Genomic DNA, 23391 nt, shown 5'->3' with positions numbered 1-23391 from the left:
CCTCGCTCCGGGGCTGCGGCAGGTTCAGGGGGGACATGGTCGACCTCAGCCGTCCTTGCGGTTCTGCATCGAGGCCTCGAAGGCCGCGAAGGTGGTGCGGGCGCGGCGCAGGGGGCGGGTCACCTGCACGGCGATGCTGTCGTCGAGGCGTCCGATCCGCCCCTGCGTCATCGCCCAGTCGCCGCAGCGCAGGGTGATGAGGTCGGAGGGCTTGGCGTCGAACATGATGGTGTCGCCGACCTCGAGCGAGAGCACCCGGCGCAGGGGCAGCGACATCTCGTGCAGCACCGCCTCGACCGCGACGTCGGCCTGGAAGATCTCGGTGGCGAGGTGCCCCTCCCAGATGTGGTCGCGGCCGAGCTTCTCGCCCATGAAGCTCTGCAGCAGCAGATCGCGGATCGGCTCGATCGTGGCGTAGGGAAACAGGATCTGGAGCAGCCCGCCGCGGCCCTCCATGTCGAGCTTGAGGTCGATCAGGATCGCCGCGTTGGCCGGCCGCGTGATGGTGGCGAAGCGCGGGTTGGTCTCGATCCGGTCGATGAGGAAGCGCACCGGCGAGAGCGGCTGGAACGAGGCCTCGAGGTCGCCGAGGATGATCTCGACCATGCGGCGCACGAGCTGCATCTCGATCGGCGTGAACGGCCGCCCGTCGAGGCGGATGCTGGTGCCGCCGCGCTTGCCGCCGAGCAGCAGGTCGAGGGTCGAATAGGCGAGGTTCGACTCGACCGTGACGAGCCCCGAATTCTCCCACGCGTCGGCCCGGAACACGCCGAGCAGCGTCGGCAGCGGGATCGCGTTCAGGTAGTCGCCGAAGCGCACCGAGGTGATGTTGTCGAGGGTGACCTCGACGTTGTCCTGGAAGAAGTTGCGCAACGAGGTCGACAGCAACCGGATCATCCGGTCGAAGACGATCTCGAGCATCGGCAGGCGCTCGTACGAGACGACGCCCGAATCGACGATGGCCCGGATGCCGCCCGCGCCCGAGGCCGAGAGCTCCCTCAGCGAGAAGCCGAGGACCTGGTCGATCTCCTCCTGGTTCAGGATGCGGTCGTTGCCGGCGAGCTCGGGGAGGTTCTCGGCCTCGCCCTCGTCGATCATGTTGGCCCATTCGGCCGCCATGTCGCTCGCCTGGGTGGCGGTGCCCTGCTCCGCCAGCGCCGCGCCCCACTCCTCGGCGAGCGAGGCGTCGCCGCCCCCGCCCTGCTCGATCAGCGCGGCGGCCCAGTCGTCGTCGTCGATGGTGTCGTCAGGTCCGGCCACGGAAGCACCAAATCCCGCTCGAGGATTCTACTGGATGATGAAGTCCTTGAAGAGCACCGCGTCGACCTTGGCGGGGTAGACCGCCACGTTGACGCGCCGCAGCAGCTCCTCGCGCAGGCGGTAGGTCCCGCCCGCCGCCTCGAAGTCGCCGACCCGCAGCTCGCGCACGAAGACCTGGAACGTGTCCTCGACCCGCGGCATCAGCGCCTGGATCTCGGACGCCACCTTGGCGTCCCGCACCTCGAGGGCGAGCTTCAGCCGCACGAAGCGCGGCTGGGTCTGCCCGGGCTCGGGGATCAGGTTCATGGTCATCTCGCGCATGTCCATGAAGGCGACCGGCAGCTTCTGCTCGACGGCCGGCTTCTCGGCATGGGCGGCGCGGCTGCGCATCACCATGAAGCCGCCCCCGGCGCCGGCCACCAGCAGCACGGCGGCAGCGATGATGACGAGCTTCTTCCGGCCCCCGCCGGCGGGGGCCGCGCCCTCCTCGCCCTCGGCTTCCGGAGCTGGTGCCTGACCCTTCTTGGGCTTCCTGGCCATCGCGCCCGCCGTCCAAACCTGAAGAACAACCCGTGATCGGGACCCACCCGCAGATTGTGGGAAGACGGTTAACGCGCCGTTAAGGCGGCAAATTCTGCCCGGTCGAACCTGCCGGGCCGGCAATCCCGTCACGGTCCGGGGCCCGCGACCGATTAACCAAGCATTTGCCATAACAGCAGGAATTCCGGCGCACCGACCTGGCACGCGCCCTGCCAACCAAAAGGAACGGGTCGGCCGCTGGGGAGCGGGGTGGCCCGGACAGGAACCGCATCGTCGGGGAGCACGAGACGGATGCAGAATGCCCAGCTGATCGGGCTCTCGGCCCAGATGGCCCTGGGGCGCGAGCTCGAGGTCATCGCCAACAACATGGCCAACGTCACCACGACGGGCTTCAAGGCGCGCACGACGCGCTTCCAGGAATACCTGATGCCGAAGGCGAGCGCGGAGACCTTCCAGCGTCCCGACCGTCGCCTGTCCTACGTCATCGACGCGGCCACGCCCCTCGACCTGAGCCAGGGTCCCGTCGAGGCCACCGGCAACCCGCTCAACGTCGCGATCCGCGGCGAGGCCTTCTTCGCGGTGCAGACGCCGCAGGGCGAGCGCTACACCCGCAACGGCGCCTTCGAGATGAACCCGCAGGGGCAGATCGTGACGAGCGACGGCCACCTGGTGCTCGGCGACGGCGGCCCCATCCAGATCAGCCAGCAGGAGACCGGGCTGACGATCGGGCCGGACGGCACCGTCTCGACCAACCAGGGCAACCGCGGCAAGGTCCGCCTCGTCACCTTCGCCGACCCGCAGGGCCTGACGAATGCCGGCGGCAACCTCTACTCCGCGACCGCCGCGCCCCAGCCGGCGGGCCCGCAGGGGCGGCTCGAGCCCGGGGCGCTGGAGCGCTCGAACGTCCGCCCGGTCCTGGCGATGAGCCGGATGCTGGAGGTGAACCGGGTCTACCAGCTCGTCTCCGACACGGTCTCGCGGCTCGATTCCCTGCGCGGCATGGCGATCCAGCGCCTCGCCGACGCCTCGGCCGCGTAAGGAGGACCGACGATGCGCGCGCTCTACGCCGCCGCCACCGGCATGGCGGCCCAGGAACTCAACGTCCAGGTCATCTCGAACAACATCGCGAACCTGCGCACGACCGGCTACAAGCGCCAGCAGGCGCATTTCCAGGACCTTCTCTACCAGAACCTGCGCCGGGCGGGCTCCGCCACCTCCGACCAGAACAACCAGCTGCCGGCGGGCCTCGCCCTCGGCTCGGGCGTGAAGACCACCTCGACCGCCCGGGTGATGTCGCAGGGCACGCTGTCCTCGACGGAGAAGACCTACGACGTCGCGGTGCGCGGCGAGGGCTTCTTCCAGATTACCATGCCGGACGGGCGCACCGCCTACACGAGGGACGGCTCGTTCGACCTCGACGCGCAGGGGCAGATCGTCACCCGCGACGGCTACCTGATGAACCCGAACATCACGGTGCCGAACAACGCCACCCGCGTCACCATCAGCGCCTCGGGCGTGGTGCAGGCGATGGTGCCGGGCCAGACCGCGCCGCAGAACCTCGGCCAGATCCAGATGGCCCGGTTCGTCAACAAGGTCGGCCTCGAATCGATCGGCGACAACCTGTTCATCGAGACCCTGGCCTCGGGCCCGCCCATCACCGGCATCCCCGGCAACGAGGGGTTCGGCAACCTCCAGCAGAGCTACCTCGAGGAGGCCAACGTCAACGCCGTCTCGGAGATCTCCTCGCTGATCGCCGCGCAGCGCGCCTACGAGATGAACTCGAAGGTCGTGACCGCCGCCGACCAGATGCTCTCCACCACCTCGCAGATGTTCCGCGGATGAGCGCCCCGATGATCCAGTCCGCCACCCCCGCCCCGGAGGCGCGCCGCGCGCTCCTCGGCGCCGGCATCCTCGGGCGCACCGCCTTCACGCTCGTGGCCCTCGGCCTCCTCACCCTGCCGGTGCTCGCCGCAGAGTCGCCCCGCCTCTCCCTCAAGGGCGACATCACCGCCGAGCGCGACGTCATCACGCTCGGCGACCTCGTCTCCGGGGCGCCGCCGGCCCTCGCCCAGAGGGCGCTCTTCCGGGCGCCGGCGCTGGGCAGCTCCGGCACGATCCAGGTGCGGCGCATCGTCGAGGCGGCGGCCGGCCTCGGGCTCGACGCGCCGGAGAGCGGCGGCCGTCTCCAGATCTCGGTGCAGCGCGCGGCCCGCCGCATCGCCGCGCCGGAGATCGAGGCCGCCGTGAAGGCGGCGCTCGTGAAGCTCCGCGGGCTCGATGCCGGCTTCGTCACCGTCGCCTTCGAGGGCGAGCCCCCGGTCCTGACCGTGCCGCCGGACCTCACGAGCCCGCTGGCCGCCCAGGACGTGACCTACGATCCCCGCAGCCGCCGGGTCACCGCCCTCGTGGTGGTGGGCGAGCGCCAGGCCTCGCTCCGTGTCGCCGGCCAGGTGGTCGAGATGGCCGACGTCGCGGTGCTCACCCGGGCGATCGGCCGGGGCGAGACGCTCTCCGCGCCCGACGTCGCGGTCGAGCGGCGCCCGCGCGAGGGCCTGCCCGCCGACATCGCCGCCGACCCGGCGGCCTTCGTCGGCCAGGTGGCGCAGAAGCCCCTCGGCGCCGGCACGGCGCTCCGCGCCGGCGATCTCGGCCGGCCGGACCTCGTCGCCCGCGGCGAGTCGGTGACGATCGTCTACGAGACCCCCGGCGTGGTCCTGGCGCTGCGCGGCCAGGCCCGGGAGGGCGGCCCCCTCGGGGCGGTGATCGGGGTGGTCAACCCGGTCTCCAAGAAGGTGATCCAGGCCACCGTGATCGGCCCCGGCCGCGTGACCGTGGCGCCGATCGTCCCGGTGACGGCGGCGGCCGCGCCCGGCCGGCTCGCCGCCGCCGTCCCGGCCCGCTGAGGGACACGCGCGATGACGCCCGTCTCCCGCCTCGCCCTTCCGGCCCTCGCGGCCCTGCTGCTCGCCGGCTGCAACACCGTCGACCGCCTCTCGAACATCGGCGCGCAGCCGGCGCTCTCGGCGATCGAGGACCCGACCGCGCAGGCGGGCTACCGCCCGGTGCGGCTGCCGATGCCGGACGTCCAGCCGGTCTCCTACGCCTCGAACTCCCTCTGGCGCACCGGCTCGCGGGCCTTCTTCAAGGACCAGCGCGCCGCGAAGGTCGGCGACCTCGTGACGGTGAAGATCAACGTCACCGACAAGGCGAACCTCAACAACGAGACCAAGCGCTCGCGCTCGAGCAGCGAGTCGTTCGGGCTGCCCAACGCCTTCGGCCTCGAGACGAAGACCAAGCTCCTGGGCGGCGCCGATCCGTCGAAGCTGCTCACGGCGGATGCCGTCACCAGCAACGACGGCGCCGGCTCGGTGCAGCGCGCCGAGACCGTGACCACCAACGTGGCGGCGATCGTCACGCAGGTGCTGCCGAACGGCAACCTGGTGCTGGAGGGCCGGCAGGAGATCCGCATCAACTTCGAGGTGCGCGAGCTGATCGTCGGCGGCGTGGTGCGGCCGGAGGACATCGAGTCCGACAACACCATCGACTCGAGCAAGATCGCCCAGGCCCGCATCGCCTATGGCGGCCGCGGCCAGATCACCGACGTGCAGCAGCCGCGCTACGGCCAGCAGTTCCTGGACATCGTGCTGCCGTTCTGACGAACGGAGCCGTTCTGACGAACGGTGCTGTTCCGGCGGACGCCCGCTCGCCGGAACGCCCCCTCAGGATCCCGCACTGGGCGGCGCGCTCCCCCCTTGAGCCGCCCGGACGCGGCGCGGCCCCGGCACTCCCCGGCCGGGGCCGACTCTCGTTTCCGGGGCCGAAACGCCGTTGACCGGGAAGCCGGCTCGCGCCGCCCGGTCAGATCACGTGTCAAGGAAGAGGCGCTTCGCGCCCTGGACGTTGACCCTCCCCCTCTGCGGGGAAGGGTTCATGCGCGGCTTCCGGGCGAGGTATTGGGCCGACGTCCCCGGGTTCAATCGTCCCGGTACACCCGCTCCCGGCGCTCGTGGCGCTCCTGGGCCTCAAGGGACAGGGTGGCGATCGGACGGGCCTCCAGGCGCTTGAGCGAGATCGGCTCGCCGGTCTCCTCGCAGTAGCCGTAGGATCCGTCCTCGATCCGGGCGAGCGCCGAGTCGATCTTGGCGATCAGCTTGCGCTGCCGGTCTCGCGCGCGCAACTCGATCGCCCGGTCGGTTTCGGACGAGGCGCGGTCGGTCAGGTCGGGGTGATTCTCGTTCTCGCTCTGCAGCGCCACCAGGGTGTCCTGGGCCTCGCGCAGAATGTCTTGCTTCCAACTCTGGAGCTTGCGCCGGAAATACTCCCGCTGACGCTCGTTCATGAAGGGCTCGGCGTCATTGGGGGCATAGCCCTCCTCGATCACGATCTTCGCCATCGCGCCCCTCGGATAATCGATGTTCTCATGACAGCGGCCGACTTCACGGCAGCAGCCCTCTTGGCGCAGCCCTATAATAGAGGCTGGACGCCACCACAACGTCTCTGCGCCGACACGCAAGGTCCGGACCATGGGCCGGCGGCGTTCTGCTGCAAACGTGTCACGGTCGCGGACCATCTGCGTCCGGCCCCCGGGCTCCGAGGGCGGCGGCGATGTCGGCCTCGAGGCGCCGGGCCAGCGGCTGGCGGTAATGGGTGGCGTCGAAGAACAGGGCCGGGTCGTGCAGCTCGGGCCGGTCGCCGGACCAGTCGACGACGCGGCCCCTCGGCGCCACGGCGGCCGTGAGGGCGGCGCGGCAGGCCTCGGCGGCGGCGGCCCGGAGGGTACCCGGCCGGGCCCGCGCGGCGGCGTAGACCGGGGGGAAGACCAGCACCAGGGCCGTGCCCGGGGCGAGGCTTTCCGCCAGGTCGCGCAGGCGGGCGGCCGCCGGAAACTCGGGCCCGCCCTCCCCCGGATCGGGCTCGGACGGGGCCGGCCGCGCCAGGGCGGCGGCCCGGTCCGGCGCATCGGGATCACCGAGGCGCCGGTAATCCGCCTCGTAGTCCCAGTAGCCGTCCGGCGCGGCCCGGCGCGGGGCCGGCCGCGCCGCCCAGGCGAGGCGGCCGGCGACCTCCGCGGCGCTGCCGAGGCGCAGGAGGCCGCGCAGGTAGCTCGCCCAGTCCTCGGCGAGGAGCCAGGCCGGGAACGGCCGCAGGGGCGGCAGCGCGGGATCGCCGGTGCACCAGGTCGAATCGGTCCCGATCACCAGGGCCCTCGCCTCGGGGTGGTGGCGCAGGAAGTAGCCGGCGAGGAGCAGCTGCTCCCCCGGGCCGGTGCCCGGCACGGCGAGCTGCACGACAGGGATCCCGGTGGCGTTGCGCAGGCGCTCGGGCGAGACGAGCTGGATGTGCGAGTTGCCGATGACCGCCGCCGTGAAGGCGGGGTCGCGCCCCCGGCTCGCCGCCGCGGTGCGGGGACCCTGCGGACGCACGCCGTCGCGGTGCAGGAGCCGCGGCCGGCCGGTGTCGTAGGGATCGACCGCCAGCGCCAGGGCGAGGTAGCCGAGGAGCAGCGCGGCCGCCGTCGCGACGAGGCAGGCGGCGAAGCGGCGCCACGCACCGTCGGCCAGTGCGGTGCCGGCCGGAGCCGGGGGATCAGCGCGCATCGGATCGGCCCCGGCTCAGAACTGGAAGTAGATGAACTCGTAATTGGCGTCGTCGCCGATGCGCAGCAGCACCGCGACGAGAAGCACCGCGAAGGCGACCGCCAGGGCCGGCCGGGGCGGCAGCCGGTGGACCGCCGCCCAGGCGGTCGGGCCGAGGAGGGCGACCAGGGCGGCGGGCAGGAGCGCCCGCCACTTGAAGCCGTGCCCGACCGGCGCGAGGCCGACGAGGCCCTTGAACATCGTGAGTGCCGCCTCGAAGCTGGTGGCGCGAAACAGCACCCAGGTGAGCGCCACGAAGGCGAAGGTGAGGACCCAGCCGAGGAGCGCCGGCAGGGGTAGGCCCGCCCGGCGCCACAGCACGCCGGCGCCGAGGCCGGCGCCGTGGGCCGCCCCCCAGGCGACGAAGGTGAGGCCGGCCCCGTGCCAGAGGCCGCCTAGGGTCATGGTGGCGAACAGGGCGGCGACCTGCACGGCCAGGCCGCGGCGGTTGCCGCCGAACGGGATGTAGAGGTAGTCGCGCAGGAAGCGCGACAGGGTCATGTGCCAGCGCCGCCAGAAGTCCTGCAGCGACGTGGCGCGGTAGGGCACGTCGAAGTTCTGCGGCAGCACGATGCCGAACAGCAGGGCGAGGCCGAGCGCCATGTCGGTGTAGCCCGAGAAGTCGAAGTAGATCTGGAAGGTGAAGGCGAGCGTGCCCTGCCAGGCCTCGGCCACGCTCACCACCTTGCCCTCGGCGGCGGCCTGGAACACCGGGTTGGCGTAGGCGGCCAGCGGATCGCCGAGGAAGACCTTCTTGGCCAGCCCGATGCAGAGCAGCATCAGGCCGCGGCCGATCCGCTCGGCGGCGTCCGGCCGGGCGTAGGGCTTCTCGTCGAACTGGTGGAGGATCTCGCTCCAGCGCACCAGCGGGCCGGCGAGCACCTGGGGCCAGAACGCGATGTAGAGGGCGTAGCGCGTGAGACTCATCTGCGGCGCCCGGCCGGCGCGCAGGTCGGTCAGGTACATCACGTGGTGGAAGGTGAAGAACGAGATGCCGAGCGGCAGGGCGAGGCTCGGCCGCGGCAGGTCGTGCAGTCCCGGCAGGACGGATGCGAGGCCGGCGAGGAAGCCCGCGTACTTGAACAGGGCCAGCACCGCGAGGTTGGCGGCGATGGCGAGCGGGATCAGCAGTGCGGCCCGGCTCCGCCCGAACCAGCGCGCGACGAGCCAGTTCAGCCCGATCGAGGCCACGAGCAGCGGCACGAAGCGCGGGTCCCACCAGCCGTAGAACACCAGCGAGAGCGCGACGAGGAGCGGCAGCCGCCAGCCCGGCCGGTGCAGGGCGATGAACGCGTGGAGCGCCAGCGCGACGGGCAGGAAGCCGAGGAGGAACGGGAAGGAGTTGAACAGCATCGAGGCCGGGGTGACGCGCGTCTCCGGCGACAGCAAGGCCGCCTGTCTTCAAACGGGCGCCGTTGTGGGAGATCGGGGGTTGGGCGTCAACGGCCGGGAACCGCCCCCTCAGCCCCCCGCCATCCCGAGCTTCGCCAGCTCCACCTGCGCCCGCAGCTCGATGTGGCCGATCAGGTCGTCGAGGCGCGGATCGCCCGTGCTACCGGCGCGCTCGGCGAGGCGGCCGGCGATGGCCTTCAGTTCGCTTGCGGCGACGCGGCCGCCGAGCAGCGCGGCCTTGAGGCGGTCGAGGGCGTCGAGGATGTCGTGGCCGCGCTTCGTCGCCCGGCGGCGGCGGTCGCCCGAGACCTCGTCCTGGCTCTGCAGGGTCAGGATGGCGCTCAGGCCGGCGAGGGGCACGGCGCCGCCGGCGCTGGTCGGGACCCGCACCGCCTCCGCCCCGAGGGTGAACACGCCGCCTGCCGGCAGGGAGCGCGGCCCGGCTCCCGACAGGGGAGCGGCCGCAAGGCGGGTGTCGACACGCATGGGATCGGGTCCGGGTCACGGGGTTCGCTTTGGCCCGATAAACCTCGCCCCGGTATGGTGAATGCGCCGTAAACGGGGCGGCAGTTCTTGCCGCGGGGCGAGAACGACCGGGTCCGGATCGCCCGCAGGCTCCCCCCATCGGAAACGGATCGGTAACCTTACCAGATACTTACGCCCAGCCGTGGCGCTGGCACGGTCCTGGCAGCGGACATCCCGAGTTTCGGGACCCCGTCATGCGCCTCCGCTTCCTCGTCCTCGCCTTCCTGGCTTCCCTCTCGGCCCTCGTCGCGGCCCGGCCCGCCCTCGCCCTGTCGCGGGTGAAGGACCTCGCCAGCGTCGAGGGCATGCGGAGCAACCAGCTCATCGGCTACGGCATCGTCGTCGGGCTCAACGGCACCGGCGACACCCTCAACAACGCGCCTTTCACCAAGCAGTCGGTGCAGGCGATGCTGGAGCGGCTCGGGGTCAACACCCGGGGCGCCACCATGCGCACCGCCAACCTCGCCGCCGTGATGGTGACGGCGAACCTGCCGCCCTTCGCGGCGCAGGGCACGCGCATCGACGTGACGGTGTCGTCGCTCGGTGACGCCAAGTCGCTCCAGGGCGGCACCCTGCTGGTCACGCCGCTGCTCGGCGCCGACGGCGAGGCCTATGCGGTGGCGCAAGGCTCGCTCGCCATCGCGGGCTTCCAGGCCGAGGGCGACGCGGCCAAGATCACCCGCGGCGTGCCGACCAACGGGCGCATCGCCAACGGCGCGGTGATCGAGCGCGAGATCGCCTTCAAGCTCAACGAGCAGAAGTGCTTGCGCCTGTCCCTGCGCAACCCGGACTTCACGACCTCGAAGCGCATCGCCGCGGCGATCAACGACTTCATGGGGGCGGACACCGCCGAGCCGACCGATCCCTCGACCGTCACCCTGCAGGTGCCGGCGCGCTACCAGGGCAACATGATCCGGCTGCTCACCGAGATCGAGCAGCTCAAGGTCGAGCCCGACCAGACCGCCCGGGTGGTGATCGACGAGCGCTCCGGCATCATCGTGATGGGCCGCGACGTGCGGGTCTCCACCGTGGCGGTGGCGCAGGGCAACCTCACCGTCACCATCACCGAGCAGCCGCAGGTGAGCCAGCCGGCGCCGCTCTCCAACGGCGAGACCGTGGTGGTGCCGCGCACTGCCCTCAAGGTCGATGCCGGCGACAAGAACAAGCTCGCCCTGGTCAAGGAGGGCGTGACCCTGCGCGAGCTGGTCGACGGACTCAACGCGCTCGGCATCGGCCCGCGGGACCTGATCTCGATCCTCCAGGCGATCAAGACCGCCGGCGCCCTCCAGGCCGACATCGAAGTGATGTGACGCCGAGTTCCCCTTCCCTTTCGAACACGAGGACCGTCCGATGCTTCCTCTCGCTCCCCTCGCGGCCTCCGCCGGCCTGGCGGTCGGCCAGGCCCTCGCCGGGGCCGTCTCCTCCGGCCTGTCGGCCGCCGCCGACAAGACCAAGATCCAGAAGACCGCCAAGGACTTCGAGGCGATGTTCCTGGAGCAGAGCCTCGACGTGCTCAACCGCTCGCAGGGCACCGACGGGCCGCTCGGCGAGAACGGCACCGGCGGCGGCGTCTACCGCTCGATGCTCAACAAGGAATACGCCCAGTCGATCGTGCAGAGCGGCGGCGTCGGCATCGGCGACCAGGTGATGCGCGAGATGCTGCGGCTGCAGGGAGGCGCGAATGGCTGAGACGTCCCGTCCCGCTCCGGTCCGGGTCGCGGATGCCGGCAGCGCCGAGCGCCTGGTCGCCGAGACGCTGAGCGTGATGCGCGAGCTCGAGGCCCTGCTCGGGCGCGAGAGCGACCACATCCGGGTCGGCCGCCTGGGCGACGGCCTGGCCGAGGCGCCGCAGAAGACGGCCCTCGCCGGCGCCTACCTGCAGGGCCTGCAGGCGGTGAAGGCGAACGCCGTGGCGCTCGCCCGCTTCGCCCCGGAGGGCGTCGCGGCCCTGCGCGAGGCCCACGGGCGCTTCACCGACGCGGTCTCGGCCAACCAGGCGGTGCTGGCGACCGCCCGGGCGATCTCGGAAGGCCTGCTGCGCAACCTCTCGACCGAGCTCACCCGCAGCGCCGAGCCCAAGGGATATGGCACCGGCTACGGCGGGCGACCGGCGCCCTCCCCCTACGGCCGGAGCCGCAGCGCGCCGCTGGTGCTCTCACGCAGCCTGTGAGGGGTCTCAGTGCCCGGTGCCGAGCCGGATATAGGCCCGGGCCGGGCCGTACTCGGTCTCCGTCCGCGTGTCGATCGCGACCTGGCCGGAGCCGCTGACGACGCCCCGCGCCGCGCCGTCGAGGGTAGGCGCCGGCACCGGCGTGCCGGCCTCGGCCCGCACCCGCCCGCTGATCCGCACGCACGGGCCGCCGGGAACGAGGCGGGCGAAGCCGGGCCCCTCGCGCGGGCAGGACTCGGGGGCCTTGGCGATGGGCAGGTCGCGCACGTCGAGCGCGTGGGCCGGCAGGACCGCGAGGAAGGCGGCGGCCGCGAGGATCATCGATGTCGTGCGCAAGGCCGGCCCTCCCGTTCGGGGTGGAGAGAAGCATGGCGGGGGCGAGCGCGCCAGGGCGTGGGGGGACACGGGACGTGACGCGTCGCCCTCGTGCGATTTGCCGGCCGTGCCAACGTTGCCGGATGAGTCGCGAGCCTTCTCCCCGCCCGCGAAGAGAGGAGAAGACCCGCGCCCTTGCTATTGCCCAGACAGTCCTGCCGCACGCGGGGAAAAGGACAATGCACGCGACCCGCATGTTAAAACGACCTCACCGAAAGAAGATCTGCACCTTCCGTAAGGACCGACGCGACGAGTTTCTCACCCGACGCACCGCTCGAAGATCTCCTCCGCCTGCCTCACCGTCATCTTGCGCGCCGCCGGGCTCGCGATGATCGTGCGGTCGTTGGCGCTCGCCGGGTCGAAGTCCTTGGCGGCGATGCCGGCATAGAGGCCCGGCACGGCGCGGAGCGCCATCTCGCGCACCCGGTCGCGCGGCAGCTGCGCGGGGGTGAACCGCTCGGGAAAGCCGATATCGGCGTAGAGCGCCCGGACCGCGTCGGCGCAGGCAGAACTCATCTCCCGGCGCGACAGGCCCGTGGTCTCGACCTCAAGCGCCTCGGCGAGAGGCTTCACCTTGGCCGGCAGCACCGCGAGGTTGAACGTGATGACGTGCGGCAGGAGCACCCCGACGCCGTAGGGATGGGCCAGGTCGAGGTGGCCCTCCAGCGGCAGCGACAGGGCGTGGCCGTGGCCGAGGCGGGCGTTGCCGCACGCGATGTTGGCCATGCAGGAGGCGACGAGGTTGTCCTCGCGGGCACGGTCGTCGTCGGAATTGATCGAGGCGCGCAGGGAGGCCGCCTGCAGCCGCACCGCGGCGAGCGCCACCGCGTCGGTGAGCGGCGAGGCGATGCCGCTCAGATACGCCTCGACGCCGTGGGTCAGCGCGTCGACGGCCGGCAGGGCCGCCACGTGCATCGGCAGCGAGCGCAAGGTCGCGGGGTCGAGGATCGCCGCGTCGGGGAAGCTCAGGGGACCGCCGCCGAGGAGCTTCAGGTGGCGCTCCTCGTCCTTGACGATCGTCCACTGCGACACCTCCGAGCCGGAGCCGGCAGTGGTCGGCACCATGATCATCGGCAGCGCCTTGCGGTCGAACCGGCCGACGCCGGTGCACTCCGCCATGGGCTTTTGGTTCGTCGCCACGATGGCGATGCCCTTGCCGGTGCACATCACCGAGCCGCCGCCGATGCACACGACGCCGTCGATGCCCTCGCGGCGCACCCGCCCGCCCTGGTCGTCGATGTGGGAGCAGCGGGCGTCGATGCCGCACTCGTCGAAGCGCGACACCGCGATGCCCGCCTCGCTCAGGGCCGCCAGTGCCTCGGCGTGGAAGCCCTGCGCCGAGATGACCGGATCGGACACGACCAGGACCCGCGTCATCTTGAGGTCGCGGGCGAGGGTGCCGATGGTGGCGAGCGCGCCGGCGCCCGAGACGATCCGGGTCGGCATGTAGAAGCTGGTGATCATGCGGGCGTCTCCTCCGGGGCGGGGCGCTTCGTATCGTCGGGCCCTCGCGATCGTGCCGATGATGTCGCCGATCCGCCGGCGTCACGTCCAATACAAACACCGGTCGCGAGCCATAGGCGGCAGCGATGACGGCGCGTCGAAGCCAAGGTCGGGCCATGCCATACCGGGAAACGATGGCGAGCCCTCGCGCAAACTATTGGACTTCAACTGCCGCCAGCCGCGATATCGCGGCGATCCGCAAGATCCGTGTCGATCATCAGGCACCGCTCCGACGTCCCTCGACGGACGCGGGAAGACGGATGTCGAATCCCGAGGAAACGCCCCATGCCCCGCACGCCCGTTCCTTGCATGCCTGCTCCTTGCACGTCTTGGACGCGACGCCTCGCCGTCGCCGGCCTGTTCGCCACCATGCTGACCGCCCCGGCGCTCGCCCAGACGCCCCTGCGCATCGGCGTGCTCGAGGACCTATCGGGGATGTATTCCGGCAATGGCGGGCCGAACATGGTGCTCGCCGCCACGATGGCGGCGGAGGATTTCGGCGGCAAGGTGCTGGGGCGGCCGGTCGAGGTGATCGGCGTCGACCACCAGAACAAGCCCGACATCGGGTCGGGCCTCGCCCGCCAGCTCGTCGACCAGCGCGGCGTCACCGCCTTCGTGCTCGGCGGCGCCAGTTCCGTCGGCCTCGGGGTGCAGGCCTATGCCAAGGAGCGCAAGATCACCACGATGGTGACCGGCGGCTATGCCTCGCAGTTCTCCGGCCCCGGCTGCTCGCCCTACGGCACGCAGTGGGTGCCCTCCACCGGCGAGCTTGCCAACGCGGTGGCGGGCGCGGTGGTGCAGGCCGGCGGCAAGAAGTGGACCTTCATCACCGCCGACTACGTCTTCGGCCACGGGCTGGCCGCCGACGCCGGCAAGGCCGTGAAGGCCGCCGGCGGCACGGTGGTGGGCGAGATCCGCCATCCCCTCGGCGCCACCGACCTGTCCTCGCAGCTGATCCAGGCACAGGCCTCCGGCGCCGACGTGATCGGGCTCGCCAATGCGGGGCCGGACCTCGTCAACACCATCAAGCAGGCGCGGGAATTCGGCATCACCTCGAAGGTGGTGGCGATGCTGGTCTTCACCAACAACACGGTGGCGCTCGGCCTCGACGTGGCGCAGGGGATCCGCATGGCGGTGAACTTCTACTGGGACGCCAACGACGCCAGCCGCGCCTGGGCCAAGCGCCTGATGGCCCGCAACGGCAACGTCGTGCCGACCATGGGCCACGCCGCCGCCTACTCGTCGGTGAGGCACTATCTCAGAGCCGTCGAGAAGGCCGGGACCGACGAGGCCGGCGCCGTCAACAAGGCGATGAAGGAACTGCCGATCGACGACGGCTTCTACGGCAACCCGCGCATCCAGGCGAACGGCCGGGTGGTGATGGACATGATGCTCGTCGAGGTGAAGAGCCCGAAGGAGTCGAAGGGCAAGGCCGACCTCTACCGCGTCATCGAGACGGTGCCGGGCGACACGCTGTTCACCCCCGCCGACAAGAGCGGCTGCCCCCTGACCACCGGCTGACCGGGAGAGACCGCACCATGAAGCTCTACGCCAACCCGACCTCGCCCTTCGTGCGCATCGTCCGCATGGCGCTCATCGAGAAGGGCCTGAACGAGGCGGTCGACACCACCATCGTCGACGCCTGGGCCGACGACCCGGCCTTCCTCGACGCCAACCCGGCCGGCCGCGTGCCGACCCTCGTCACCGACGAGGGCGCGCGGCTCACCGAGGCGCTTCTGATCCTCACCCATCTGGATGCTGTCGGCCCGGAGCCGGCGGTGCTGGCGGGCGGACCGGAGGCGTTATCGGCCGCCGGCATCGCCATCGGGGTGTTCGACGCCGCCGTCGCGGTCATCATCGGGCGCAAGTCGGCGCCGGACTTCGACACAGGCCTCGTCGGCATCAAGCGCTTCCGCACCATGCGCGAGGGCCTGAAGCGCCTCGATGCGGCCTTCGCCGGGGCGGAAAGGTCCTTCGGCCTCCCGGCCATCGCGGCGATCACCGCCCTCGACTACCTGGCGTTCCGCTTCCCCGACCAGGACTGGCGCGCGCTCTGCGCCCGGGTCGCGGCGTTCCGCGAGGCGCAGGCCGACCGTCCCTCGGTGCGGGACACCGTGCCGCGCGGATAACCCCATCCCATCGCGCCCCATGCGATCCCCCCGGACCTCGGCTATCGTAGGGCTTTCGGACGACGATCCGGCAGCCGCGGCGGAAACCGGGGGACAGGGGGGAACCGGCGCGATGGAGCTTCGCCATCTTCGCTACTTCGTCGCGGTGGCCGACGATCTCAGCATCACCCGGGCGGCGGAGCGCCTGAACATCGCCCAGCCGGCGCTGAGCCACCAGATCAAGAGCCTGGAGCACGAGGTCGGGACGGCCCTGCTCCAGCGCCTGTCGCGTGGGGTGGCGCTGACCGAGCCGGGACGAGCCTTCGCCGACGATGCGCGGGCGGTGCTGGCCGCGGTCGACGCGGCGAAGATCCGGGCGCAGCGCATCGCGACGGGCGATGTCGGCCAGATCCGCATCGGCTTCACCTCCTCGGCCTCGTTCCATCCCCTGGTGACCGGGGCGATCCGCGACTACCGGCGCGCCTATCCGGACGTGCAGATCGAGCTCCTGGAGGAGACGACCGCGAGCCTGCTCTCCGCCTTCCGCAGCGGGCGCGTCGACGTCGCCTTCATGCGGCCGGGCGAGGGGGACGTCGACGACCTCTGGGCGCGCTACCTGTTCGACGAGCCGATGGTGGTGGCGTTGCCGGCCACCCATCGGCTGGCCGCCGAGGCGGGGCCGGTCGGCCTCGCGGAACTCTCGGGCGAGGGGTTCATCGTCTATCCGCGCCACAACGGGCGGGCGCTCTACGACGGCATCATGGCGGCCTGCGCGGCGGCGGGGTTCTCGCCGCTCATCACCCAGAACGCGCCCCAGCTCGCCTCCGTGGTCAACCTCGTGGCGACCGGCATCGCGCTCGCCATCGTGCCCCGCTCGATGGCCCGCCTCGCGACGGAGGGCGTCCGCTACCGGCCGATCGCCGGCCCGGCGCCGGTCGCGCCGATGACCCTGGTGCGCCAGCCCGCGCCCGAGATGCCGCATGCACGCATCTTCACCGACCTGGTGCTGGCGCGGGTCAGGGGCGAGGGCGAGATCGACGCAGCACGGTGATGCGAAGAGGCTTCAGGCCACGGCCGCCGGCGCCTCCTGCGCCGCCCGCAGGCTCGCCCGGGGCCCGTCCTCGGCCTCGTCGGAGAACCACATCACGGTGGCGCGCAGGCCCTGCTCCAGGGGCACCCGGGGGGTCCAGCCCAGGATCTCGCCGGCGCGGGTGATGTCGGGCCGGCGCCGGCGCGGATCGTCGACCGGCAAGGGACGGTTGACCACCGCGGAGGGCGAGCCGGTCATGGCGAGGACGCGGCGCACCAGGTCCGACACCGTCAGCTCGACCGGGTTGCCGAGGTTGACCGCTCCGATGTCCCGGGCCTCGGCCGGGTGCTCCATCAGGCGGTAGAGGCCCTCGATGAGGTCGTCGACGTAGCAGAACGAGCGGGTCTGGCTGCCGTCGCCATAGACCGTGATGTCGTCGCCCGCGAGCGCCTGGCAGATCACGTTCGAGACCACCCGCCCGTCATCGGCGCGCATCCGCGGCCCGTAGGTGTTGAAGATCCGCGCCACCCGCACGGCGACGCGGGCCGCCCGGGCGTAGTCCGCGCACAAGGTCTCGCCCGCCCGCTTGCCCTCGTCGTAGCAGGCGCGGGGACCCGTCGGGTTCACGTGGCCCCAGTACCCTTCCGCCTGCGGGTGCATCTCCGGGTCGCCGTAGATCTCGGAGGTCGAGGCCTGGAGGAAGCGGGCGCCGGCCTCCTCGGCCGCCAGCAGCAGGTGACGGGTGCCGAGCACGCTGGTGAGCAGCGTGTGCTCCGGGTCGGCCTGGTAGTGCGGCGGCGAGGCCGGGCAGGCGAGGTTGTAGATCCGGGCGAAGCGCTGGCGCCGCAGCCGGGCCGGCAGGGGCTGCACCACGTCGTGGGCCACGACGTCGAAGCGCGGCTCGCGCTCGAGGTGGCGCAGGTTGCGGCGCCGGCCGGTGCCGAAATGATCGAGGCAGACGACCTCGTGCCCCTCGGCGAGAAGTCGATCGCACAAGTGAGACCCCAGGAACCCCGCCCCGCCGGCGACCAGGACGAGCGTGCTCTCGCGGTGTCTCATGCGGTAACCCTCTTCTCAGCCTGGCGGGGCGGGACGCAGGGGGACCTGCCAGGGCGCCCTGCGTCCGCCGCCTCACGAATCCGGGATCTTTGTTCCCGGACCGCACCCGCTCCCAACGCGGCGCTCGGGCCCTCGTTGCGATACAGGGTGCAAGTATTTTAGGGTGCGGCGCGGATGCCGCCAGCCCCTGCTTCGTGCAGGGCGGCCTCAAGCTCCGCCGCCCGGCAGGCGGCGGTGTGGCGCGCGAGCACCCGCGCCCGCGCCGCGTCCGCGAGCGCCGTGCGGGCGGCCTCGTCCCGGTCGGCCAGGACCGCCAGGACCGCGTCGGAACCGTCGGCCACCAGGATCTCGCGGCCGGGGGCCAGCACCGTGTCGAGCCCGTCCCAGGCATCGGAGATCAGCGGCGTGCCGCAGGCTGCGGCCTCGAACAGCCGCACGCTCGGGCTGTAGCCGGCGGCGATCATGTCGGCCCGGGTGACGTTCAGGGTGTAGCGGCTGGCGGCGTAGAAGGCCGGGTGGTCGGCCGGGCCGACGTGATCGAGGCGCTCGACGTTGGACGGCCAGGCGATGTCGTCCGGATATTGCGGCCCGGCGACGGCGAAGCGCAGGTGAGGCGCCCGGCGGGCGGGCTCGATCAGCAGCCGCTCCAGGGTGGGCTGCCGGTCGGGGCTGTAGGTGCCGAGATAGCTGAGGTCGTAGCGGATCGGCGCCGAACGCGGGGCGTAATGCTCCGGGTCGACCGAGCAGTAGAGCGCCCGGGCCATGGGGGAGCCGTGCTCGCGCTCCAGCCGGGCGAGCGTCGGGCCGCCGGTGAAGGACAGGTAGAGGTCGTAGGATCGGATCAGGTCCGGCGTCAGGTACTCGCGGTCGCCCCGGGCGAGCTTGGCGAGGGTCACCGGCGTGTCGATGTCGTAGAAGGCCGCGACGATTCCCGCCCGTTGCGCGGTCCGGATCGCCATCTCGCCGACCGCGACGCCGTCCGGCACGTAGGAACCGATCATCACGGCGTCGGCCGCCGCCACGCGCGGCATCAGGTCGGCGAGGGCCGCGAGGTCGGGGTAGAGCACGAGGTCGCAGTAGCCCGGCGCCGCGACGTCGCGGTGGGCGGCGTACCAGGGCACGTCGCGCTCCAGGAAGGTGACCCGGTGGCCCCGGCCCGCGAAGGCCCGGAGCAGCGCCCGGTAGGTGGTGGCGTGGCCGTTGCCCCAGGACGAGGACAGGCTGAGGCCCAGCACCACGAGGTCGAGGGGCCGGCTCACGCGGGCATCCCGGCCGACGGAGCGGCAACGGGAGCGGCGAGGCTCTGGCGGGCGGCGAGCGCCCGGCGCAGGAGCACGTCGACCTCGGCGCCGCGCCGCGCGTAGGTGTGCTCGGCCAGGATGCGCCGGCGCGCCGCCTCGCCGATCGCGCGGGCCCGCTCGGCGGTGAGCGCCTCGACATGGGCGGCGACGTCCCGCCCGTCGCGGGCGACCAGCACCTCCTCGCCCTCGGCGAGGAACATCTCGAGGCCGGTCCAGGCATCGGTGATGAGGCAGGCGCCGGCGCCGGCGGCCTCGAACACCCGGGTCGCCGGCGACCAGCCGGTGGCCGCCATCGAGTCGCGGGCGATGTTGAGCACCGCCCGGGGCGAGGTGTTGAAGGCGTTGTGGTCCGCCGTCGGCACGTGGCCGATCCGGCGCACGTTCTCCGGCAGCGCCCGCCACTCCCAGCCGTTGCCGCCGATCAGGAAGCGCCGGTCCGGCAGCTGCGCCGCGGGCCCGAGGAAGAACTCCTCCACCCGCGCCTCCCGGTCCGGCAGCCGGTTGCCCAGGAAGGCGAGGTCGGCGGAGAACCGGCCTTGCGCCGGCACCGGGTGGTGGGTGTCGGGGTCGAGGGCGTTGTAGATCGGCACGCAGTCCCGCGCCCCGAAGCCCCGGTAGGCCGCGACCACCGGCGGCCCGCCGCCATAGGTGAGGACGAGATCGAGCTCCGGCAGGGTCCGGCGCAGGGGGTGATCGGGATGGGCGCCGATCTCGGCCAGGGTCGCGGGCGCGTCGACGTCCCAGAACAGCCGCACCGCGTCCGGCCGCGCCGCCCGGGCGAGGCCCTCGAGCAGCAGGTCGTCGAAGACGCCGACGCCCGACGCCTTCACCACCACGTCGGCCCGGGCGGCCTCGGCGATCACCGCGCGCGCCGCCTCCTCGGTGGCGGGGTAGACGACGACCTTAGCCCAGTCCGGCGGGTCGATGTCCCGGTGCTGCTGGCGCTCGAAGGCGTCGGGCTCGTAGAAGGTCGTCTGCCAGCCCCGGCCGGCGAGGTCGCGGATCAGGCCCCGGTAATAGGTGGCGGCGCCGTTCCAGTACGAGGAGAGCAGGCTGGAGCCGTAGAAGGCGAGGCTGGGCATGCGGCGCGACGATCTCCTGATCGCACCGCCGTTCCGCGATGCTCCTGTCGTGTATGCCCAGATGGCGGAGCGGCGGCGTTTGGCAAATCCCGGTCCGCCGAGAAAGCCAGGGATGCGCGGGCGCAAGCGTCCCGCCGGGCCCCCCGCGTTGACACCGCGGAAGCCCCAGCCGATACCGCGCCCGGCTCCCGATGCGCAGACAGATTCTCAAGACCGCGACGATCATCGTCCACGACCTCGTGGCGACGGCCCTCGCCGTGCTCCTCACCTTCGCGATCCGGTTCGACGGCCCGCTGCTCCCCGAGCGGCTCGCCCACCTGCCGGTGCTGCTGCCGCCCTTCGTGGCCTGCGCCGGCCTGGTCTACCGCGCCTTCGGGCTCTATCGGACCAAGTGGCGCTTCGCCTCGCTGCCGGACCTCGCCAACATCGTCCGGGCGGTGGCGGTCCTCACGCTTCTCCTGCTCGTGCTCGACTACGTGCTGGTCTCGCCGGTCCTGTTCGGCATCTACTTCTTCGGCAAGATCGCCATCGGGCTCTACTTCGTCCTGCAGATCTTTCTGCTTGGCGGCCCGCGGCTGGCGTTCCGCTACCTGAAGTACAGCCGCTCGCGCCAGAGCCTTGCGCGGGCCGCCAGCACGCCGACCCTGCTGATCGGCCGCGGCCACGACATCGAGGTGGTGCTGCGGGCGATCGAATCGGGCGCGGTGCGCAAGCTCGACCCGAAGGGCATCCTCTCGCCCCGGGCCGAGGAGCAGGGCCAGACCATGCGGGGCGTGCCGGTGCTCGGCGCCGTCTCCGACCTCGAGGAGGTGGTGGCGGGCATGGCCGCCCGCGGCGTGCCGATCCGCCGCCTCGTCGCGACCCCGAGCGCGCTCGCGCCCGAGGCCGAGCCAGAGGCGCTGATCGCCAAGGCGCGGCGCCTCGGCCTGCCGCTCGCCCGGGTGACGAGCCTCGGCGATGCCGGGCGCGGGGCGGAGCTCGCCCCGATCGAGATCGAGGACCTGCTGCTGCGCCCGACGGTCGCCATCGACCGGCCCCGCCTGGAGCATTTCCTGACCGGACGGCGGGTGGTGGTCACGGGCGGCGGCGGCTCGATCGGCTCGGAGATCTGCGCCCGCGCCGTCGCCTTCGGGGCGAGCGCCGTGCTGGTGCTGGAGAGCTCCGAGCCCGCCCTGCACGGCGTCCTGAGCCGCCCAGGCCTGACCGGCACCGAAGCGGAGGTCAGCGGCGTCATCGCGGACATCCGCGACCGCGACCGCCTGTTCCGGGTGCTGAGGGACTTCCGGCCCGACTACGTCTTCCACGCCGCGGCGCTCAAGCAGGTGCCCTACCTGGAGCGGGACTGGAGCGAGGGGATCAAGACCAACGTCTTCGGCTCGGTCAACGTCGCCGACGCGACGCTGGCGGCGGGTGCGCGGGCGCTCGTCATGATCTCGACCGACAAGGCGATCGAGCCGGTCTCGCAGCTCGGCGTCACCAAGCGCTTCGCCGAGATGTACGCCCAGGCCCTCGATGCGGATCGCGGGGCCGACGAGACCCGCCTGGTGGCGGTGCGCTTCGGCAACGTCCTCGGCTCCGTCGGCTCGGTGGTGCCGGTGTTCAAGGCGCAGATCGCCCGCGGCGGTCCGGTGACGCTCACCCACCCCGACATGGTGCGCTACTTCATGACCGTGCGGGAGGCCGCCGACCTCGTGCTGACCGCCGCCTCCCACGCCGACCGCGAGGCCCGCGACCCGGGGGCCCCTGACCGCTTGGCGCGTGAACCTCTGGCCGGCGACCAGCGCGCCGCCGTCTACGTGCTCAAGATGGGCCAGCCGGTGCGCATCCGCGACCTCGCGGAGCGGATGATCCGCCTCGCCGGCTTCGAACCTGGTGAGGACATCGACGTGGTGGTCACCGGCGCCCGGCCCGGCGAGCGCCTGAACGAGATCCTGTTCGCCCACGACGAGCCGATGGTGAACCTCGCCGGCATCGACGGCGTGATGGCGGCCAAGCCCGTCTTCGCCGACCGTGCCCAGCTCGCCACCTGGCTCGACCGCCTGGCCGCCGCGGTGGCGGCGGACGACCGGGCGGCGGCGGACGCGGTGTTCGAGGAGGCGATCCCGGACTTCCTGCGGCGGGCGGGCGCGGCGGCGGAGGCGCCGGCGCTCTCCCGGGCAGGTTAGGGCCGGGTCCGGACAGTCCGGCCAGTGCAGTGGCGGTGGCGGCGCTGAAGGACGCTTCCGTGGCGCGACCGTCAGGACTGATCCTCGCCGCAGATGGTTCCAAGCGGACGCAAGGGCGTTGCGGGCCGCACAGCTGGGGTGGACCTCGCGCGGCCCGCGATGAGGCCCTGCCGCGTCACGGAGTCCGGACCTTGGCTCCGTAGCGGCGGCTCCACTCGGCCAGGATGCGGGCGCGGTTGCGGGCCATCCAGTCGAGGTCGTTGCGGATCATCCGCGCCTCGGCATGGGGCGGGTAGACCGGCGCCGGGCTGGAGACGCCCGGATAGGCCACGATGGCGAAGCTGCGGGCGTAGAGCGCGTTGGCCTCGCGGCTCGCCGCCCAGTCGGCCACCCGTCGGGCGAGCGCCAGGTGCGGCCGCCCGGCGACGACCGCGAAGGCCTCCGCCTCCCAGCCGGTGCCGTCGACCGGCACCACGATGTCGATGGGGGCGCCCGCCGCCTTCTCGGCGGCGGCCCGCATGTCGAGGGAGAGGCCCACGGCGTGGCGGCCGGTCGCCGCCTCCTGGCACGGGGCCGAGCCGCTCGGCAGGTAGGCCGAGACGTTCTCGTGCAGGGCGTCCATGAAGGCCCAGCCCGCATCCTCCCCGAGGGTCTGCAGCCAGGCCGCGACGAGGAGGTAGCCGGTGCCGGAGGCCACCGGGTTCGGCATGACGATCCGGCCCCGCAGGGCGGGGCCGAGCAGGTCGCGCCAGAAGCTCGGCCGCGTGATCCGGTGCTTCGCCGCCACCTCGACGTTGAAGCAGATCACCCCGAGATAGGCGTCCATGCCGGTCCAGGTGTAGGGCGGTGTCGGGTCGCGGAAGAACGGCCGCAGGGCTTCGACGCCGACGGGCCGGTAGGCGTCGAGGAGCCCGGCGGCCTCGAACTGCAGCAGGCTCGTCGCCGCGATCCCGAGCAGGAGATCGGCCTGCGGCGCGGTCCGCTCGGCCAGCACGCGGTCGGTGAGGATTCCGGTCGAGGCGCGCACCCAGGCGATCTCGACCTCCGGCACCGCCGCCTCGACGGCCCGGCGGATCGGGTCGAGCTGCTCGACCTCCAGCGCCGTGTAGGCGACGAGGCGGGTGCGGTCCACCGCCGCGGCCGGCGCGAGAGTCGCGAGGAGCAGGGCGAGCCCGGCGCAGCACCACAGGATGCCCGGCGACCAAGCCGTCCTTCCGCCCACGGATGCCCCCCGCATCACGCCCC

23 protein-coding genes are annotated in these 23391 nt (G+C 72.3%); 11 read left to right on the top strand and 12 right to left on the bottom strand.

All coding sequences use genetic code 11. The annotated features are described in order from the left end of the window. Positions 1-45 precede the first annotated feature (45 nt). Both fliM and fliL read right to left on the bottom strand, forming a co-directional pair. Positions 46-1260, bottom strand: a complete 1215-nt coding sequence (gene fliM / locus VQ02_RS09860; protein WP_048444011.1) for a flagellar motor switch protein FliM — start codon at positions 1258-1260, stop codon at positions 46-48. A gap of 27 nt (positions 1261-1287) precedes the next feature. Next, positions 1288-1800 carry a flagellar basal body-associated protein FliL gene (gene fliL / locus VQ02_RS09855; protein ID WP_048444010.1) on the bottom strand — a complete coding sequence of 171 codons (513 nt, stop codon included), beginning with the start codon at positions 1798-1800 and terminating at the stop codon, positions 1288-1290. Between the two features lie 291 nt (positions 1801-2091). Here fliL and flgF point away from each other — a divergent pair, with 291 nt between their 5' ends. From flgF to flgH, 4 genes are read left to right on the top strand one after another with little or no spacing between them, the layout of a single operon-like run. Further along, positions 2092-2838, top strand: a complete 747-nt coding sequence (flgF, locus tag VQ02_RS09850) for a flagellar basal-body rod protein FlgF (protein ID WP_048444009.1) — start codon at positions 2092-2094, stop codon at positions 2836-2838. Positions 2839-2850: 12 nt separating this feature from the next. Beyond that, on the top strand, positions 2851-3642 hold the full coding sequence (flgG, locus tag VQ02_RS09845) for a flagellar basal-body rod protein FlgG (RefSeq protein WP_048444008.1): 792 nt from the start codon (positions 2851-2853) through the stop codon (positions 3640-3642). An 8-nt stretch (positions 3643-3650) separates the two neighbouring features. Further along, positions 3651-4703, top strand: a complete 1053-nt coding sequence (gene flgA, locus VQ02_RS09840) for a flagellar basal body P-ring formation chaperone FlgA (RefSeq protein WP_048444007.1) — start codon at positions 3651-3653, stop codon at positions 4701-4703. Between the two features lie 12 nt (positions 4704-4715). Beyond that, on the top strand, positions 4716-5456 hold the full coding sequence (gene flgH, locus VQ02_RS09835) for a flagellar basal body L-ring protein FlgH (RefSeq protein ID WP_048444006.1): 741 nt from the start codon (positions 4716-4718) through the stop codon (positions 5454-5456). A 317-nt stretch (positions 5457-5773) separates the two neighbouring features. On the opposite strand, the gene dksA is transcribed toward flgH, so the two are convergent. From dksA to VQ02_RS09815, 4 genes are all read right to left on the bottom strand, one after another. Continuing rightward, positions 5774-6193, bottom strand: coding sequence for an RNA polymerase-binding protein DksA (dksA, locus tag VQ02_RS09830; RefSeq protein WP_048444005.1), 420 nt, complete (start codon positions 6191-6193; stop codon positions 5774-5776). Positions 6194-6353: 160 nt separating this feature from the next. After that, positions 6354-7397, bottom strand: coding sequence for a hypothetical protein (locus tag VQ02_RS09825; protein WP_048444004.1), 1044 nt, complete (start codon positions 7395-7397; stop codon positions 6354-6356). Positions 7398-7412: 15 nt separating this feature from the next. Then, positions 7413-8789, bottom strand: coding sequence for an MBOAT family O-acyltransferase (locus VQ02_RS09820; RefSeq protein WP_048444053.1), 1377 nt, complete (start codon positions 8787-8789; stop codon positions 7413-7415). A 108-nt stretch (positions 8790-8897) separates the two neighbouring features. Next, positions 8898-9314 (bottom strand): flagellar assembly protein FliX, encoded by a 417-nt coding sequence (locus VQ02_RS09815; protein WP_048444003.1) that lies wholly within the window; start codon positions 9312-9314, stop codon positions 8898-8900. A 233-nt stretch (positions 9315-9547) separates the two neighbouring features. Here VQ02_RS09815 and VQ02_RS09810 point away from each other — a divergent pair, with 233 nt between their 5' ends. Genes VQ02_RS09810 through VQ02_RS09800 form a run of 3 tightly spaced genes read left to right on the top strand, consistent with a single transcriptional unit; the run spans position 9548 to position 11523 of the window. Beyond that, entirely contained in the window at positions 9548-10663 is a 1116-nt protein-coding gene (locus tag VQ02_RS09810) for a flagellar basal body P-ring protein FlgI (protein ID WP_048444002.1), read from the top strand. 40 nt (positions 10664-10703) lie between these two features. Then, complete coding sequence (locus VQ02_RS09805; RefSeq protein ID WP_048444001.1) at positions 10704-11042, top strand: rod-binding protein; 339 nt, start codon at positions 10704-10706, stop codon at positions 11040-11042. After that, positions 11035-11523, top strand: coding sequence for a hypothetical protein (locus tag VQ02_RS09800; protein ID WP_048444000.1), 489 nt, complete (start codon positions 11035-11037; stop codon positions 11521-11523). The genes VQ02_RS09805 and VQ02_RS09800 overlap by 8 nt, the downstream gene beginning before the upstream one ends. A 6-nt stretch (positions 11524-11529) precedes the next feature. Here VQ02_RS09800 and VQ02_RS09795 read toward each other — a convergent pair whose 3' ends face one another. Together VQ02_RS09795 and VQ02_RS09790 are read right to left on the bottom strand one after the other, a co-directional pair. After that, positions 11530-11859 carry a porin gene (locus tag VQ02_RS09795; protein ID WP_245239673.1) on the bottom strand — a complete coding sequence of 110 codons (330 nt, stop codon included), beginning with the start codon at positions 11857-11859 and terminating at the stop codon, positions 11530-11532. A 297-nt stretch (positions 11860-12156) separates the two neighbouring features. After that, positions 12157-13362: an iron-containing alcohol dehydrogenase gene (locus VQ02_RS09790; protein WP_048443998.1), complete on the bottom strand. Its 1206-nt coding sequence runs from the start codon at positions 13360-13362 to the stop codon at positions 12157-12159. A 348-nt stretch (positions 13363-13710) separates the two neighbouring features. Between VQ02_RS09790 and VQ02_RS09785 the strand changes: the two genes are divergently transcribed. The 3 genes from VQ02_RS09785 to VQ02_RS09775 all read left to right on the top strand — a co-directional run bounded on the left by VQ02_RS09785 (position 13711) and on the right by VQ02_RS09775 (position 16560). Continuing rightward, the gene (locus VQ02_RS09785) at positions 13711-14922 is read left to right on the top strand and encodes an ABC transporter substrate-binding protein (protein ID WP_048443997.1); all 1212 of its coding nucleotides are present in this window, start codon (positions 13711-13713) and stop codon (positions 14920-14922) included. Positions 14923-14939: 17 nt separating this feature from the next. Continuing rightward, positions 14940-15530, top strand: coding sequence for a glutathione S-transferase family protein (locus tag VQ02_RS09780; protein WP_048443996.1), 591 nt, complete (start codon positions 14940-14942; stop codon positions 15528-15530). A 112-nt stretch (positions 15531-15642) separates the two neighbouring features. Then, the gene (locus VQ02_RS09775; RefSeq protein WP_048443995.1) at positions 15643-16560 is read left to right on the top strand and encodes a LysR substrate-binding domain-containing protein; all 918 of its coding nucleotides are present in this window, start codon (positions 15643-15645) and stop codon (positions 16558-16560) included. A gap of 12 nt (positions 16561-16572) precedes the next feature. On the opposite strand, the gene VQ02_RS09770 is transcribed toward VQ02_RS09775, so the two are convergent. The 3 genes from VQ02_RS09770 to VQ02_RS09760 form a co-directional block, all read right to left on the bottom strand. Further along, positions 16573-17598: a UDP-glucuronic acid decarboxylase family protein gene (locus tag VQ02_RS09770; RefSeq protein ID WP_048443994.1), complete on the bottom strand. Its 1026-nt coding sequence runs from the start codon at positions 17596-17598 to the stop codon at positions 16573-16575. 158 nt (positions 17599-17756) lie between these two features. Further along, the gene (locus VQ02_RS09765) at positions 17757-18857 is read right to left on the bottom strand and encodes a CgeB family protein (RefSeq protein WP_048443993.1); all 1101 of its coding nucleotides are present in this window, start codon (positions 18855-18857) and stop codon (positions 17757-17759) included. Next, complete coding sequence (locus VQ02_RS09760) at positions 18854-19981, bottom strand: CgeB family protein (protein ID WP_048443992.1); 1128 nt, start codon at positions 19979-19981, stop codon at positions 18854-18856. The genes VQ02_RS09765 and VQ02_RS09760 overlap by 4 nt, the downstream gene beginning before the upstream one ends. A 191-nt stretch (positions 19982-20172) precedes the next feature. Here VQ02_RS09760 and VQ02_RS09755 point away from each other — a divergent pair, with 191 nt between their 5' ends. After that, positions 20173-22146, top strand: coding sequence for an SDR family NAD(P)-dependent oxidoreductase (locus tag VQ02_RS09755; protein WP_048443991.1), 1974 nt, complete (start codon positions 20173-20175; stop codon positions 22144-22146). Positions 22147-22321: 175 nt separating this feature from the next. On the opposite strand, the gene VQ02_RS09750 is transcribed toward VQ02_RS09755, so the two are convergent. Further along, on the bottom strand, positions 22322-23391 hold a 1070-nt coding region (locus tag VQ02_RS09750; RefSeq protein ID WP_342447816.1), incomplete at its 5' end, for an extracellular solute-binding protein.

This window comes from Methylobacterium variabile, assembly GCF_001043975.1.
Lineage (GTDB): Bacteria > Pseudomonadota > Alphaproteobacteria > Rhizobiales > Beijerinckiaceae > Methylobacterium > Methylobacterium variabile.
This window is presented reverse-complemented; position numbering and strand designations above follow the sequence as displayed.